The organism is Streptoverticillium olivoreticuli subsp. olivoreticuli (assembly GCF_003391135.1).
Taxonomy (GTDB): domain Bacteria; phylum Actinomycetota; class Actinomycetes; order Streptomycetales; family Streptomycetaceae; genus Streptomyces; species Streptomyces blastmyceticus.
The window spans coordinates 1445528-1460450 of record NZ_CP031455.1 but is presented as its reverse complement, the minus strand read 5'-3'; the positions used below and the strand labels follow the sequence as shown (position 1 = coordinate 1460450).

The window sequence follows — 14923 nt, the reverse complement described above, 5'->3', positions numbered from 1 at the left end:
GAATGCATGTCCATCACCCAGCACAACAGGGCAGCCGACCAGGTCGGCACCGCCTACCGACTCGTCGGCATTCGCCGAGTCACCGTACGGCCGCCCGGCTGGAAGCTCACGGCCCCACCACTCGGCCGCTACAGAGCCGACCGCACCTGGGTCCTACCGCCCACCGTCCTCCTCGGCGCGCCCTGGACCGCACTCACAGATACCGAGCACCCGCGTGAAGCCCTCCAAGCCACGCAAGCGACAGAGGTGCCGCGGTGTCCGTGACGCGCCCCGCTCGCCCCCACATCGAGCATCACTGCAGGGTCGGCCAGCACAGGAAATGCCCCGGCGTCACGTACATCCGCCGGGTCGGAGCGCCGCCTCACACAGCCCGGACCGAATCCCTCACCTGCACGTGCGCATGCCACCGGAAGACAGGGACGCCATGACCACCACCACTCCACCGTGCGACACGCTGAACGTCGGGGCGATCACCCGAGACATCAGCCGCGGACTCGCACCCCGGGGCGAGCCTGCCTTGCGGGAACTTGAGGATCAGCTCCGCACCCACATCGAAGCCTTGATCCCGTTTGTGGAGGAAGAAGGCAAGAAGAGGGGCGGCAGGTTCGGGGGTGCCGTACAGGAGAGCGCAGCGATGCGCGGCCGTCGGCTCCTGAGCAGTCGGACGATCGATACCGACCCTTCTCCGGCGCCGGAACGGGTCGTTTTCGCGCTTGCCCACGCTGCCCGTTCGCTCCTGCTCTTCGCAGGCCTGCGATGAAGCCCCGATCGAACTGGCCTGCCGTCGACGCGGGCGCCGCGGCCTCCGAGTGGCTGTCCCAGGGGCTGCTCGTCCCCAGCAGGAGGGAATGGCTTCGAGGCGATCCGGCGCAAGTGCTCACCGGGGTACTCTTCGACGCCGTGCAGATCCCCGTTGAGGCGATCCACTCTCAAACCGGTTCGGCCGACCGGGATGCCGTCGAGGCGGTCTTCCGGTCGGCCGCGATCGACAGCGCCGTCATCGTGTACGGCTGGTACTACGCCTTGGTGCCCGCAGGTACCGCGCGGTTCTGGACCGTGCCCTGCGAGTGCCTCGGGCTGTCGCACAGCATCGGCGTACCCGCACCCCACCGCGCGGATCCTCCCGGCGCGTATTGGCTGCTGACGCCTCCAGCCGGCGCGGAAGATCTGTGCGACCCGATCGGCTTGGCGCGGCTGATCACTTCCGCAGCGGACCCGGAAGACGACTTGAGCCCCTCTCACGAGCACGCGCGGGCGGCCGCACGCCTTCATTCCCGTGAAGTGGAGTCGACCGGGCGGGTAGCACCGATCATCAACCCGACTACGAAGGAGCATCCCATGAGCGGACAGCACGGCGGTGGCTCCGACGAGGGCGGCAACACGTCCGACGGCTCCGGCCCCTCGACGGGTAAGTAGGGACACGTGAGCACACGCACAGAAGAGGCGGGCCCTTCGGGGCTCGCCTTCGTGCTCGTTGAAGCGGGCGCGCTGAATTCCGATTGGCTGCCGACGTCCGAGGCGGTGCCACGCGAGCTGTTCGTGCCTGACCGCATCTGGCCGGGCATCGCGGACGGCACCGAGCAGACGGCGTTGGTGGATCGCGCCAAGGACCCGGACGCGTGGTTCAAGGCGGTGTACTCCGACATCCCTCTCACCACGCAGTGGGACGACGGACGGCACACCGGGGACGGGCTGGGAGCCACGCCGACAAGCTCCAGTTCCATGCCGCGCATGGTCTTCTCGACGCTCGCTGACTTGGACGTGGAGGAAGGGCACAGGGTCCTTGAAATCGGCACTGGCACCGGCTGGAACGCGGGTCTTCTCTCGTGCCGGCTCGGCGGCGCGAACGTGGTCAGTGTCGAGTACGACGAGGACGTAGCCAAGGGGGCGGGGGAGAACCTCCGGCACGTTGACCTGTCGCCTCTGGTCATCGTAGGAGATGGGCGCTCGGGCCACGTAGGCGGCGCCCCGTACGACCGGGTCATCGCAACGTGCTCGGTCGGGGAAGTGCCCCGGACCTGGATCGAGCAGACCCGCCCCGGCGGGGTCATCGTCGCCCCGTGGGGAACGGACTACGAGGGCGAGTACATCGTGCGCCTGGTCGTCGCCGACGACGGTACGGCCAACGGTCCCTTCACCCGTTCCAGTGCTTTCATGCGCCTGCGACAGCAGCGCACGGAACGACCGCCCTTCGACGCCTACCTCAAGGGACGGGAGTGGCCCGCAGACGGCACCAGGAGCACGACCGCGCTTTCCCCGGCTGACATCGGCGGGTGGCTCGAACAGTTTGTGATCGGGCTGCGGGTGTCCGGGGCGTTCTGGCGTGCCGAGCGATACGAGGACGGCTCCTACACGCTGTGGACGTACAGCACCGATACCCAGTCGTGGGCGTCGGCCGACTATGAGCCGGGGTCGAGTGAGTACGTGGTGGTCCAGTCCGGCCCGCGCAAGCTGTGGGACGAGACGGAAGCGGCCTACCGCTGGTGGGCGGAGAACGACCGACCCGGCTTCGATCGCTTCGGGCTCACCGTGGACGACGACGGCGAACGGGTCTGGCTCGATTCCCTCGACAACCCGGTACCGCTCCGGAGTGCGTAACTTCTCCCTCTACGGCCCCGGTTGGCGATCTCCCGCGAGCGAAGGGTCCAGTACGGCGGCCTCCCATAGGACCCGGCCGTCGGCGAGGGCCGGGTGAATGTCAGGTCAGGACGCCGACGCGGGCAGCGAGGCCGCGGAGTTCGGTGGTGGTGCGGCCGGAGACCAGTAGGCCCGAGACGAGGGACTTGACCGCCGGACGGGCGTGGGTCTCCTCGGGCGCGTGGTGCTCGGCGGCAAGAAGGGCGCGGATGCAGTCGTCGCGGCGGCCCCACCGTCCGTACGCGGCAGCGATGTCGGTGTAGTAGCGGGCCCGTCGTTCGACGCTGGGCAGGCTCTGCGGGGCGACGGCCCGGGCGGCCACGAGCGCGGTGGCCGGATCACCGGCGGAGTTCTCCGCGGAGATGCGGTGGAGCTGGACGGTGGTGGGGTTGAAACCCCCGCCGTGGTCCCGCAGCAAGATGGTGCCGCCGAGCTCCTTGGCGATGGCAGCGGCTTCGTCGGTCAGCTCCCGCATCCCGGCCGTGTCGCCAGCCCGGGCGGCGGTGTAGGCGGCGGACTGGATCAGCAGCCCCCGCTCAGCAGCATGGTCCGGCCCGCCCCCGCGCAGGCCAGGGTGGTCGGCGGCCGTCAACGCGATGGACATCGCCTGCTCGTGCCAGTCCGCCTTGCGGGCCAGGACCGCGAGCTGGCGGGCCGCCTCGGCGACCAGCAGGGCATCGCCCGCGGCTTCGGCACTCTGGCGTGCGCGGTCGGCGGCCATCCAGCCGAGCTGCTGCTCGTCGAGCTTGATGAGCATGCGGGTGGCCAGCAGGTAGCTCCGTGCCAGCAGCACGCAGTCGTCGCCGCTTGCCGTGCGCGCGTGGCCGGCATGGATGAGTCGGGGCAGGCGGACGGCCAGGCTGCCATAGCGGCAGGTATGGAAGTCGGTAAGCGCGCGGGAGAGATCAGTGCTCAACACGGTCCCCGAGGGGACGGCGATCTCGTGATGCAGGCCGAGCATCGCGTCCCGCAGCCGCGCGACGAGCACCTCGCCGAGCGCCGCTTCGTTCACCGGCGGCTTGCCGCTGGGCAGGATGGGGGCGCTTACGGCTGCGGCGGCCGTGACCGCCAGATTCGTCAGCAACTGCCGTCGCCGCACTGGATCCTCACCGTCCTCCCAACGGCTGCCTTCGCCAGCCTAGAGGCGGGAAGGCGAGGGTATGCGGTGGTTGGCCCGATCGTGCGCCCGTGGCGGGTGTCCGGCTGAGGTGTCAGGCCGAGCGCCTGGGGCGCGATACCGAGCGCGTCGGCGAAAGCCCGCATCACCATGACGTCGGTCAGCGGCGAGATGCCCCGCTCGTATCGGGAGACCTGGGCTGCGGAGTAGCCGGTCAGCTTTCCGAGCTGGGCCAGCGTCAGGCCCTGTTCCTTGCGCGTGCGGCGGACCAGCCCGCTGGGACTCGTCGGCATTCTGCTGCCCGCGTCCATAGCTGTCTCCGCTCGTAGCCGAGAGGCACGCCGCCCTCACCGTAGCCGTGCCCACCGGGCCTGGACAGAGTCTTTGCACCATGTGCAAACCGCTTTGCGGGCTGCGAGAGCGCTCCTTCCGCCGCCGTGGCGGCCGCGGTGTCCTTGAAGGGCAGGTGACCCGCATACGGCGGGCCACCGCCTCGCCTTCGAAGAGGTGTGATCGATGAGCGTGATCAAGAGGGCCGCCGTGGTGGGACTCGGTGGCCAGGCCCACAAGGACCACCTTCCCGGGCTGGCTGACAGCCCGCTCGCCGAGCTTGTCGCGGTCTGCGACGTCGATACAGGCAGGGCTGCCGCCGGGGCCGAGGCCTGGCAGGTGCCCGGCTACACGGACCTGACGGCACTGCTGAACGAGGTACGGCCGGACTTCGTCATCGCCGCAGTGCCGCACCACGTCGGCCGGGAGGTCATCAAGGCGTGCGCCGGGGCGAGGGTGCATGTGATGAAGGAGAAGCCGTTCGCCACCGACCCGCACGAGGCTGCCGAACTGGCCGCGTTGTGTGACAAGACGGGTATCGAGCTGATGGTCACCGTCCAGCGCCGCTTCCACCCCCTCTATGCCGTCGCCCTCCAGCTCCTGGAGCAGATTGGTACCCCGTACCTGGTGGAGGGCCGCTACACCTTCCACTGCCCGGACCCGTCCACCGGCTGGCGCGGCCGCGCGAAGCTCGCCGGGGGTGGTTGCCTGGCGGACATGGGCTACCACCTGATCGACCTGCTGATCTGGTACCTCGGTCTGCCCGACCGCATCCTCGCGGATACTTCGGCCGCCGCCGCGCCCGGTGCGGACTACGACGCCGAGGACACTGCCCTGGTCCACCTCGCCTACGACTCCGGTCTGTACGGCTCGCTGCTGATCTCGCGCTCGGCCGGGCCGAAGAGCGAGCGCCTGGCCGTCACCGGCTCGTACGGCTCCGTAGTCATCGAGCGCGGTGTCGTACGGCGCCTCGACTCATCCGGGCAAGCGGTCGAGTCGCTGGTGCGCGAGCCGGCTTGGCCGGGTAATGCGGCCGCCGCTCGGATCGACCACTTCTGTCGCGTCCTGGACGGCACCCTCCCCAACCCCTCCGGCCCGGCCGAGCACCTGCCGCACGCCGCGTTCCTCGCCGCCGCCTACTCCTCCCGGGCCAGCGCCCGTCCCGCAGATCCGAAGGAGTTCCTCGCATGAATGACTCCCCGCTCGCCCTGCTCGGCGGCGAACCCGCCATCACTGTCCCGGGGCCGCATTTCGAGTGGCCTCCCATTGCCGAGCAGGATCGCGAGGCCGTGGCTGGCCAGTTGGAGGCGGCCGTCTCGATCGCGGACCGCTCCGGCGTCGTCGCCGACCTGGAGGACGCGCTCGCCTCCTACCTCGGCGTCCGGCACGTGGTGACCACCTGCACCGGGACGGCCGCACTGCACTCGATGTACGCTGCGGCCGGGATCGGCCCGGGGGACGAAGTGATCGTGCCCGCGCTCACTTTCCACGCCACCGCCACCCCGCTCTTCCACCTCGGTGCCCACCCTGTCCTCGCCGACGTTGACGACCGCGGGCAGCTCGATCTCGATGCCGCCGCCCGCCGCATCACCGCACGCACGAAGGCCGTAGTCGCCGTCCATCTGTGGGGGCTGCCGGAGGACATGGACGCCTTGGTGTCCTTCGCCGACGAGCACGGCCTGATGCTGATGGAGGATGGATCCCATGCCCATGGCGCCACCTGGAACGGCCAGCGCACCGGCTCGTTCGGCGCCGCGGCTGCGTTCAGCCTCAACGGGCCCAAGCCGCTGTCCGCCGGCGAAGGCGGCTTCGTGGCCACCGACGACAGCGAGCTGTACTACCGGGTGCTGCTGCACGGCCAGTACAACAAGCGGTGCCGCCGCGAGATCCCCGCCACCCACCCGCTCGCGCGCTTCTCGGTCACCGGGATGGGGTTGAAACTGCGGATCCACCCGCTCGCCGCTGCCCTCGCCAATGCCCAGCTGCCTCGCCTGGACGGCTACTTGGCCGGACGTCAGGCCATCGCGGCCCGCATGTGCGCAGCCTTCGACGACGTGCCGGGCGTGCGTGTGCCGCACGTGCTGGTCTCCGCCCTGCCGTCCTGGTACGCGCTGCCGCTGCGATACGAGCCGACCGAGCTCGGCGGGCTGCCGCTCCAACGGTTCCTCGATGCCCTCCACGCCGAAGGCGCAACGGAAGTGGACCGGCCGGGCTCCACCTGCCCGCTTCACACGCATCCGCTGTTCCAGGCCCCCGGGGGCCTGCTGCCTGGCTACGCTGACCGCCAGGGCCCCGCTGCTGGCAACTTCCCGGCAGCCGAGCACGTACACGCCACTACCTTCAAACTGCCGGTCTGGCACGGCCAGGAGGACGTCCCCCTCGCCGACGCCTACGCCGCGGCCATCGCCAAAGTCGCCTCCCATGCGAAGGACATGCTGTGAGTTCCCTCGACACCGCTTTTCTGGAAGACCTCGTCCGCGCCGCCGAACGGGACGGCATCATCAAGACCGTCGTCGGTGCCGTCATCACCGACGACGACGGCAAGGTCCTGCTTCTGCACCGCGCCGCTGATGACTACCTGGGCGGGCTGTGGGAGTTGCCTTCCGGCGGCGTCGACGATGGTGAGGGCCTTATCGAGGCCCTGCGGCGGGAGGTCGCCGAGGAGACCGGGCTGACGGTCACGGCCGTCGGTGGCTACCTCGGTCATTTCGACTACCGTTCCGGCAGCGGACGGGCCACCCGTCAGTTCGACTTCGCTGCGACCGCTGTCGGCGAGACGGTCGAGCTCACTGAGCACGACGCGCACCTGTGGGCGGACCGTACCCAGCAGGGCCAGGTCTCCAGCGCTGTCCAGGCTGTCCTCGGCGCCTGGCGCGACCGGACATCCTGAACGGGCTCCGCGTCAAAACGGGTCCTGGCCGTCACGGCTCACGGAAGGCGGCCGGGGTCCGGGGTCCGGCCGTGGGCTCGCGACATCGACGTCGTACGACAGGACGGCGTCGAATTCTCTCCGGTCGATATCCGGTGGAACAGCTGGGCTGCCGCAATCGGGCAGAAGCCGTTATGGCCTTCGACCTGGCCCATGGCGTACGTTTCGGCGTGATCAACATTTCAGGAGCAAGCAATGTCTCTCTTCATCCCCGACTTCGACGAGACCGTCGTCGTACGCGCCGCTGACGCCGAATTGACAGGCACGGGCAGCCAGGTGACCAACCAGCTGCTCGTCGACAGCCCCGCTACGGGCGGCGCTCTCTCCAGCATGCGTGTCACTCTCGGCAAGGGTGCGAACGGCGCCCGTCCGCACCACCACGGCAAGTCCGCCGAGATGTTCTATGTCCTCGACGGCACCGCCCAGCTGCTGTCCGGCGATCAAGTGGTCACCGCGGAGCGCGGGGACGTGGTCGTCGTACCGCCGGGCACACAGCACGCCTTCGCCGCCGCGCCCGGCGAGATCGCGGACATGCTCGTCATCATCACGCCCGGGGTGGAGCGATTCGAGTACTTCCGCCATCTTGAGCGCATCCGCTACGGCAAGGTCCCGCCGGAGAGCCTTCTCGAAGTCCAGGAGCTGTACGACTCCTACTTCGGGACCAGCGCGGTCTGGGACGCCGCACGCGGATAGTGGTTTCGGCGCCTGACCCATACGGCGCGCGTCCGGCAGTCACGGTGCTGTGGGAGAAACGGCCGCTCTACGCCGCCGTGTCGTACCGCGCCCGTACAGCCTCGATCCACCGCGTGCGCAACTCCTCGTACTCCGCCCGCTCTTCACGCGACAGCGCGCGCCCCCGGCGGGCGACCAGGAACGCGCGGATCTCGGCGTTCAGCGCGTCGGCGTCCCGGCGCGCGGGGTCGGGAGAAGGTGTGGTGGGCATGCGGACAAGCCTAGGGCGGGGCACTGACAATCGGGTGCCCCTATGGATTGACGGAACCCATGGGGGCACCCCTGCGCAGCCGCTATCGCATCGGCTTCGACGCGACGACCAGCGCGTAGCCGATGCCGCGGGTCGCGGCGAACTGTTCCACGACGGCTCGCGCCTGCCCGAGTGCCTCGCTCGCCGCGGCGGTCCGATCGACCTCGGGGATCACGGCTTCGACGAGTCCGGCGCCGACGCATTCAAGGGTCTGGCGGACGCTGTGGCCGGAGACGTCGACGAGCTCGTCCAGGACGAGGCCGCTGTTGGTGATCAGGCCGGGGTAGTCGTCCAGCGGGGCGATCGAGGCGATGCCGGTCATCCGGAGGTACCCCGCGAGGCCCGTCTCCTCGGCTTCCGTGAGGGTGGTCCGCTGCACCAGGTTCGCGATGGCGAGGCGGCCACCGGGCCGCAGGACCGTGGCGATCTGCTTCAGTACGTGCTGCGGATCGGGCATGTGCAGCAGGGATTCGAACAGCCAGGCCGCGTCGAAGGATTCGGGGGCGAAGGGCAGGTCGGTCGCATCGCCGTGCTGGAACGTCACCTGCCCGTGCAGCCCGTCCGTCTCGGCGGCGAGGTTCGCCAGCCGGACCTGTTCGCGGCTGATGGTGACGCCGACGACCTCCGCGCCCGTGGACCGGGCGAGCTGGAGGGCCGGACGGCCGGTGCCGCAGCCGACGTCGAGCACGCGCAGGCCCCGCCGCCCCGCGAGCTTGTCGATCATGAGGTCGGTCATCCGCCCGGACGCCTCGGCCATGGAGCCGGTGTCGGCGGGGTCCTCCCAGTACCCGTAGTGCAGGCTGCCGCCCATGAGGGCGCTCAGTAACTCGGTTCCCTGGTCGTAGAGCTCCCCGACCACTTCGGGCGCGACTCCCTGGTTTTCGACCTGGTTTCCGACCTGGTTCTCGACCTGGTTCTCGACCTGGTTCTCGACAGTCATGGTCCAAGCCTTCCGTGCGGTGGATCACTGGTGCGTCAGTGCACGATCACCGTGGGCACGGGGGCGCCGCAAGTGTTCATGGGGGCGCACGGGGAGCAAGAGGGCGCGCGGCCGGAGCGAGTTGTCGGCTCAGGCCAACAGCCCCACGTACGGGCCGAATTCCGAGGCCAGCGTCAGGCGGCCCAGCTTTTGGTATTCCCTCTGTACCGCGTGTATCAGATCCGGCATCGTCACCGCCGTCCCCGACTCCGCCGCCAGGTAGGCGGCCGTGACCGCCACCGAACGGATATTGCCGCCCGCCAGCTCGAACGACTCCGCGCAGAATTCCAGGTCCAGGCCGGGGGAGCGGGGGAGCACGGGGCCGAGGCAGCGTTCCCACAGCAGCAGGCGCTGGTCCGCGTCGGGGACCGGGAAGTCGATGACCAGGTCCAGGCGGCGGGTGAACGCGTCGTCCAAGTTGGCGCGCAGGTTCGTCGCCAGGATGGCCAGGCCGTCGAAGGATTCCATGCGCTGGAGAAGGTACGCGCTCTCCACATTCGCATAGCGGTCGTGCGCGTCCTTGACCTCCGAGCGTTTGCCGAAAATGGCGTCGGCCTCGTCGAAGAGCAGGACGCCGTTGATACCGGCGGCCTCGGAGAAGATGCGCTCCAGGTTCTTCTCCGTCTCGCCGACGTATTTGTCGATGACGGTGGCCAGGTCCACCGTGTAGAGGTCCAGCCCCAGGTCCGCCGCGATGACCTCCGCCGACATCGTCTTGCCCGTGCCCGAGTCGCCCGCGAACAGTGCGCTCACGCCCCGGCCCCGGCCGCCGCCCGGCCGCATGCCCCACTCGCCCAGGACCCGGTCGCGGTGGCGGGCCCGCGCGGTCAGTTCGCGCAGCTGGGCCAGGGAGTCCGCCGGGAGGACCAGATCGGGCCAGCTCACCGTGGGCTCGATGCGGCGGGCCAGGCGGTCCAGGCCCGCCGCGTTCTGGGCGCGGGCACCGGCGCGGATGTGGTCGGGGCGTACGGGGCCGCCGTCCAGGAGCGCGGCCTGGGCTGAGCCGCGTGCCGCGCGGGCGATCTGGTCGGGGGTGAGGAGGAAGGGGGACAGGAGGCGGCCGAGGTTCACCTCCGCGGGGACGGGGGACGCCGTCGCCCACAGCTCCGCCCGGCCCGCCGGCTCCACCCGCGGCGCGTGGAGCAGCAGCGGAGGCCGCTCCGACCACATCGCGTCCCACGGCACGCGTCCCACCAGGACCACCGGCAATGGTGTGTCCGCGAGCAGCTGGATCATCTCAGGCCTGTCCCGTACGAGGGCGTCTATCGGCCCGCACACCAGCCCCGCACCCGTCAGCCGTGCCTCGCGGGCGAGGACGCGTACGGCCTCGGCCGGTTGCGGGTCGCCCGCGAGGCGTTCGAGGTCCACGCGGAGCACCCCACGGCCCGCGCGGGTGAGCGCGGAGGCGGCCAGGGACGTGCCCGCTCCGCCCTGTTCCTCCCGCAGATACGCCAGGTGGACCCCGCCGTCCAGGGCGCGGGCGAGCGGCGCGGGGTCGCCCACGCCGGCGATGTCGTGCCAGGGAGCGAGCAGGTCGGCGATCCGTGGGTCGGGGGTGTCGTCGCCGAGCAGGTGGGCGGTGACCCGGTCGGGGACGCGCAACGACCGTGCCAGGAAGGGGCGTTCCGCGTCCTCCACCAGCAGCAGGCCGCCCGCTCGCAGCGGCGAGAGGGGACTGAGCCGCGCCCGCGCGCTCGCGTCGGCCGCCGACCGCCCGCACAGCCCGAGTGCCAGCCCGATGGACGGCCGACGGCGCGTCACATCGTCGTGCAGATAGCCGTAGAACGATTCGAAGCGGTCGTCCAGGTCCGGGACGAGGGCGATCAGCAGGACCTCCACATCGAGGTCCGTCAGGCCGAACTCCCCGGCCAGGGTTCGCAGGCGTACGGGTCCCGCCGCGCGCTCCTCCGCCTCGGCCAGCAGCGCCGCCTCCGACGGCGACGGCGCCGCGATCGTCCGGCCGTGCTCCAGCAGCCGCCGCACCGCTTCGTCGCTGAGGTACAGGCCCCGGAACGCGTCGTCCGGATCCGGGTCCGTCGTCTGCCGGGCGGCAACCGCCCGCCGTACGCGCTCCTCGACGATCACCGCGCGGTCGAGGAGGTGCCGCAGGCTCGCGTCCGCGGTCATTCGGTCTCCTCAGCGACACGGGAGGAGATCCCCGGACGCCGGGCGCGTCCGCCCGTGGGCCGTGGTGGCGCACCGGGCCGTATGCCGTAGACCGGCAGCTTCCCCGGGCCGTATGTATCGGAGGGCTCCTCGGGAGCGATGCCGGAGAACCCGAGCCGTACTCCCTCCTCGCCGACCGCGGGCCCCGCCTCGTACACCGGCGACGCCGTGACCGGCACGCTGATGACCAGGTCCAGCGACGGCTTGAGTTCGCCGCCGAGCGCGCTCCACACATCCGCGAACGACCGGTCCTCGGGCGGTGGCAGGGCCACGGTCATCGGGACGGCGACCCCGATCTCCGCCAGGGAGCCGGTGAGCCGTTCGGCCGGCAGCGCCTCGTACCGCAGGAGGCAGGACAGCAGCGAGGACAGCAGACGGTGCTCGTCCTCCGGCCGTTTGGTCCAGGCGGTGATCAGATACGAGAGCTTGAAGTAGCGCGGCGGACGCCTGCGGGCCACGACCGTGCCCTGCTCGTCGTACTCGTTGTGCAGCCCGCGCTCCCGGCGCCGCATGTCCTCGCGGATGTCGTACAGGTACAGATTGACCGTCGGCGCGTTGACCTTCGCCGCCCAGTCGCGGGTGGGCGCGTCGAAGGCGACCGCGATCCGGTCGCCTTCGAGGGCGTCGGTCCGGAACAGCACGCGCAGGGACTCGTCGACCTCATGGATCACTGATGCGCTCCTGGCTCGGCGACTCGTCGGATTGTCGTCACCCGCGGCCCGCGAAGTCCGGCGGGTTCTGATTGCGCTGGACGACGAGGAACGGCCTCTGGAACGGGTCCAGGCCGTCGGCCTGCGCCCGCAGCACGCGCGGCCCCAGCCGGTCCTTGCGCAGCACCAGCACCTGGGCGTCGAACGTGCCGTCACGGCCGACCCGTACGGGGGCGCGGGCCGCGGTGATCCCCGGCTGCCAGGTCAGCCGCACCAGGACGCCGGGCGGGAAGTCCTTGCCGAGCGCCCGCACCACCTGGCCGGGGCGGCCGACCTCCGGGGTGATCGTGAGCTCCGGCCGCAGGACGCGGAGGGGCGCGGTGGCGGTGTTGTTGTCCTGCCGCGGGTCGGGCAGCGAGCCGCGCACGGAGGCCCGTACGTCACCGCCGACCGCGGTCCCGTACACCGCGGACTGCGTCACCGTCACGCGTCCGCCCACCGGGATGCGGCAGGGGTTGTCCTGGGTGCACGCCGAGAGGCGGGTGAGGGAGCGCTTGTCCGGGGTGCCGTCGGGCCACGCGGTGGTGAGGACGACGCCCTCGGCCGTCCTGGGGCCCGTGTTGGCGAGGGTGAAGCGGGCCTGGGTCGTACGGCCGGTGTAGTTCGGTACGGGTCCGACGTTCACGGCCACCGCGAGGTCGGCCATGTCCGGGACGGGGGCCGGGAGGACGGTGAAGGTGGCGGTGGCGCTGCCCTTGTTGCCCGCGGAGTCGGTGGCGGTGCAGGTGACCCGGGTGGTGCCCAGGGGGAAGAGCGAGCCCGACGCGGGGGCGCAGGCGACGGGGAGGTCGCCGTCGACGTCGTCCTTGGCGGTCGCGGTGTAGTCGATCCGCGCGCCGGACTTGTCGGTGGCCGCGACGGTGCGGTCGTCCACCGTCACCTTCGGCGCGGACGCGTCCTGGACGGTGAAGAGGGCCGTGCCGGTGCCCTTGTTGCCCGCGGAGTCGGTGGCGGTGCAGGTGACCCGGGTGGTGCCCAGAGGGAACTGCGCGCCTGACGGCGGGTCGCAGGTGACGGGGAGGTCGCCGTCGACGTTGTCGTTGGCGGTCGCGGTGTAGTCGATCTTCGCGCCGGAGCGGCCGGTGGCCTCGACGGTGCGGCCCTCCACGGTGATCTGCGGGGCGGTCACGTCACGGACCTTGATGGTGATCCGCTCCTGGTAGTCGGAGGCGGGGCCGCCCGGCAGCTTGCCGTCCATGAGGAATTGGACCGTGCACTGGACGGTCCTGCCCTGGGGTGCGTCCTTCGCCGCGGTGACGGTCTCCTTGAAGGTGGCCACGTCGCCACTGGTCACCTGGCGCCTGGGCGGGTCCAGGGCGACGGTGAGGGCGGGGTCGCAGCCGAGCGTTTGATAGCCGACCGTGGTCGGCAAGTTGGTGAGCCCTTTGACGACGTTGTCGGCGACTTGCTTGGGGTCGACGTCCTTGAGGAGGCTGCCGTTGGTGGCCTCGACTACTTTGGTGGCCTCGTTGGGTTCGTGCCGCCCTTCACCGTGATTGCCGCCGCCGCCCGTACCGTCGCCGTTGAGGTCGTCCCCCAGATAGGTCTTGATGTCGACGGCGACCACACGGACACCCTTGCTCTTCAGGGCGTCGATGGCGTCGGTGAGGGTGTGACCGAGGCTCGGGTCGTGGCTGGAGGAGTCGCCGATCAGGACGATGACCGGGTTCGCGCCCTCGCGGAACTGGCCGCTCGCCCCGTTGGCGGTCTGCCACAGGGCGTTGATCCAGTCCTCGGCGGGGCCGGGGCTGTCCAGACCGCGGTCGGAGGTGAGCGCGTTGACGCCGCGGCCCACGGCCGCCAGGTCGTACGTCAGCCCCTGGAGCACCTCGAAGGCCCGCTTGCCGTCCACGACATCGCCGTAGGTGGTCACGGCGAACCGAGAGTCGGGCTGTACGTCGCGGACCCGCTTGGTGATCGATTCGAGCGTGCCCTGGGACTTCAGCTGCTTGATGGTGCCGTCCATGCTGAACGTGCCGTCGACCATCAGCACCACGTCGGGCCGGGGCGGTACGGCGGGCGTGCGCACCTGCTTGTCCACGGGGAGGGACTTGCCCGGCTCCAGGGTCCCGTCGACCGTTTGGGGCATGACCGTCCACCAGGCGGCACTTCTGTCGGCGGCCGCGCCCGGTACGACGGCCATCAGCAGGGTGAGGGCGACGGCGAGGACGGTGATGCGGTGGGTCCTGTCCCTCCCCGTCCCTCCGGCCCAGGAGGCGGCCCGCAGGAGCGATCGTCGCACTCTTCGCACTGGCACACCCCACTCAAGATCGGACCGGGCCCCCACCCTCGCGCGCGGAGGCCCGGGGCGCAGTGGCGTGCGAGCCAACCCTTCGGGTATCGGGCGGTGCCCGAAGGGACACGCGTCAGATCAGGCCCTGGCGGAGCGCGTACGCCACGGCGTGCGAGCGGTTGCGCAGGTTGAGCCGGGTCATCACGGCGTGCAGGACGTTCTTGATCGTGCGCTCGGAGTAGGCGAGTTTCAGGGCGATGTCGGCGGTGTCGTACCCCTCGGCGACCAGGCGCAGCACCTCGATCTCGCGGGCGGACAGGCCGTTGAAGTTGATACCGCGCGGGCCGAGCACCTCGCCCTGCAGGCGGCCGACCTGTTCCAGGAGGCTGCCCAGCAGGTCGGCGGGGACGTGCCCCTGTCCTTTCGCCACGGCCTCTATCACCTGGACGAGGCGTTCGGGGGTGGCGTCGGTGCGCCGCACCACCCCGACGAAGCCGCACTCCGCCGCGCTCACCAGTTGCTGTTCGTCGATGTGGGTGGTGACCAGAACCCCCCGCGCGGTGCTGGTCCGCTGGATCTTGCGCAGGGCGCGCAAGGCCGCCTCGTCGAGCACGTCCACGACCATGACCACGACCTGGGCCGGCTCGGGCCCGTCCTGGTCGACGAGCCGGACCTCGGGGCGGGCGCGCAGCTGGCTCGCCACTCCGGCTTGCGATATCGGGTCCTGCGCTCTCAGGTCGACCATGATGCGGTCCGCTGTCGTCCGGTTCACATCGTTCCCTCCCCTTGTGGCGCCGACTGACGTGAAGTCATGCACCTGTCATATGCCGCCGGTCCGTT

The 14923-nt window shown here is 70.6% G+C and carries 16 protein-coding genes; 8 read left to right on the top strand and 8 right to left on the bottom strand.

Annotated features, from left to right (window positions below):
• Positions 1-6 precede the first annotated feature (6 nt).
• From DXZ73_RS37940 to DXZ73_RS06335, 4 genes are all read left to right on the top strand, one after another.
• The gene (locus DXZ73_RS37940; RefSeq protein ID WP_162890068.1) at positions 7-264 is read left to right on the top strand and encodes a hypothetical protein; all 258 of its coding nucleotides are present in this window, start codon (positions 7-9) and stop codon (positions 262-264) included.
• A 160-nt stretch (positions 265-424) separates the two neighbouring features.
• Complete coding sequence (locus DXZ73_RS06345) at positions 425-760, top strand: hypothetical protein (protein ID WP_116210029.1); 336 nt, start codon at positions 425-427, stop codon at positions 758-760.
• 113 nt (positions 761-873) lie between these two features.
• A complete protein-coding gene (locus tag DXZ73_RS06340; protein ID WP_116210028.1) occupies positions 874-1416 on the top strand; it encodes a hypothetical protein in 543 nt (180 codons plus the stop codon).
• A gap of 6 nt (positions 1417-1422) precedes the next feature.
• Positions 1423-2598 carry a protein-L-isoaspartate(D-aspartate) O-methyltransferase gene (locus DXZ73_RS06335; RefSeq protein ID WP_116210027.1) on the top strand — a complete coding sequence of 392 codons (1176 nt, stop codon included), beginning with the start codon at positions 1423-1425 and terminating at the stop codon, positions 2596-2598.
• 100 nt (positions 2599-2698) lie between these two features.
• Here the strand turns inward: DXZ73_RS06335 and DXZ73_RS06330 are convergent, their stop codons facing one another.
• Complete coding sequence (locus DXZ73_RS06330) at positions 2699-3721, bottom strand: XRE family transcriptional regulator (protein WP_240351231.1); 1023 nt, start codon at positions 3719-3721, stop codon at positions 2699-2701.
• Positions 3715-4065, bottom strand: a complete 351-nt coding sequence (locus DXZ73_RS38745; protein WP_205519123.1) for a helix-turn-helix domain-containing protein — start codon at positions 4063-4065, stop codon at positions 3715-3717. The genes DXZ73_RS06330 and DXZ73_RS38745 overlap by 7 nt, the downstream gene beginning before the upstream one ends.
• A 205-nt stretch (positions 4066-4270) precedes the next feature.
• On the opposite strand from DXZ73_RS38745, the gene DXZ73_RS06325 reads away from it, so the two are divergent.
• The 4 genes from DXZ73_RS06325 (at position 4271) to DXZ73_RS06310 (ending at position 7706) form a co-directional block, all read left to right on the top strand.
• Positions 4271-5275 carry a Gfo/Idh/MocA family protein gene (locus DXZ73_RS06325; protein WP_116210026.1) on the top strand — a complete coding sequence of 335 codons (1005 nt, stop codon included), beginning with the start codon at positions 4271-4273 and terminating at the stop codon, positions 5273-5275.
• On the top strand, positions 5272-6525 hold the full coding sequence (locus tag DXZ73_RS06320) for a DegT/DnrJ/EryC1/StrS family aminotransferase (RefSeq protein WP_116210025.1): 1254 nt from the start codon (positions 5272-5274) through the stop codon (positions 6523-6525). The genes DXZ73_RS06325 and DXZ73_RS06320 overlap by 4 nt, the downstream gene beginning before the upstream one ends.
• Complete coding sequence (locus DXZ73_RS06315; protein ID WP_116210024.1) at positions 6522-6974, top strand: NUDIX hydrolase; 453 nt, start codon at positions 6522-6524, stop codon at positions 6972-6974. The genes DXZ73_RS06320 and DXZ73_RS06315 overlap by 4 nt, the downstream gene beginning before the upstream one ends.
• A 234-nt stretch (positions 6975-7208) precedes the next feature.
• On the top strand, positions 7209-7706 hold the full coding sequence (locus DXZ73_RS06310; RefSeq protein ID WP_116210023.1) for a cupin domain-containing protein: 498 nt from the start codon (positions 7209-7211) through the stop codon (positions 7704-7706).
• A gap of 67 nt (positions 7707-7773) precedes the next feature.
• Here the strand turns inward: DXZ73_RS06310 and DXZ73_RS06305 are convergent, their stop codons facing one another.
• The 6 genes from DXZ73_RS06305 to DXZ73_RS06280 form a co-directional block, all read right to left on the bottom strand.
• A complete protein-coding gene (locus DXZ73_RS06305) occupies positions 7774-7956 on the bottom strand; it encodes a hypothetical protein (protein ID WP_116210022.1) in 183 nt (60 codons plus the stop codon).
• An 82-nt stretch (positions 7957-8038) separates the two neighbouring features.
• On the bottom strand, positions 8039-8935 hold the full coding sequence (locus tag DXZ73_RS06300) for an SAM-dependent methyltransferase (RefSeq protein WP_116210021.1): 897 nt from the start codon (positions 8933-8935) through the stop codon (positions 8039-8041).
• 129 nt (positions 8936-9064) lie between these two features.
• Positions 9065-11101 carry an ATP-binding protein gene (locus tag DXZ73_RS06295; protein ID WP_116210020.1) on the bottom strand — a complete coding sequence of 679 codons (2037 nt, stop codon included), beginning with the start codon at positions 11099-11101 and terminating at the stop codon, positions 9065-9067.
• The gene (locus tag DXZ73_RS06290) at positions 11098-11811 is read right to left on the bottom strand and encodes a DUF4255 domain-containing protein (RefSeq protein ID WP_116210019.1); all 714 of its coding nucleotides are present in this window, start codon (positions 11809-11811) and stop codon (positions 11098-11100) included. Before DXZ73_RS06290 ends, DXZ73_RS06295 begins: the two co-directional genes overlap by 4 nt.
• A gap of 37 nt (positions 11812-11848) precedes the next feature.
• Complete coding sequence (locus tag DXZ73_RS06285; protein ID WP_240351229.1) at positions 11849-14092, bottom strand: HYR domain-containing protein; 2244 nt, start codon at positions 14090-14092, stop codon at positions 11849-11851.
• Positions 14093-14216: 124 nt separating this feature from the next.
• Positions 14217-14828, bottom strand: a complete 612-nt coding sequence (locus DXZ73_RS06280) for a helix-turn-helix transcriptional regulator (RefSeq protein ID WP_162890499.1) — start codon at positions 14826-14828, stop codon at positions 14217-14219.
• Between the last annotated feature and the right edge of the window lie 95 nt (positions 14829-14923).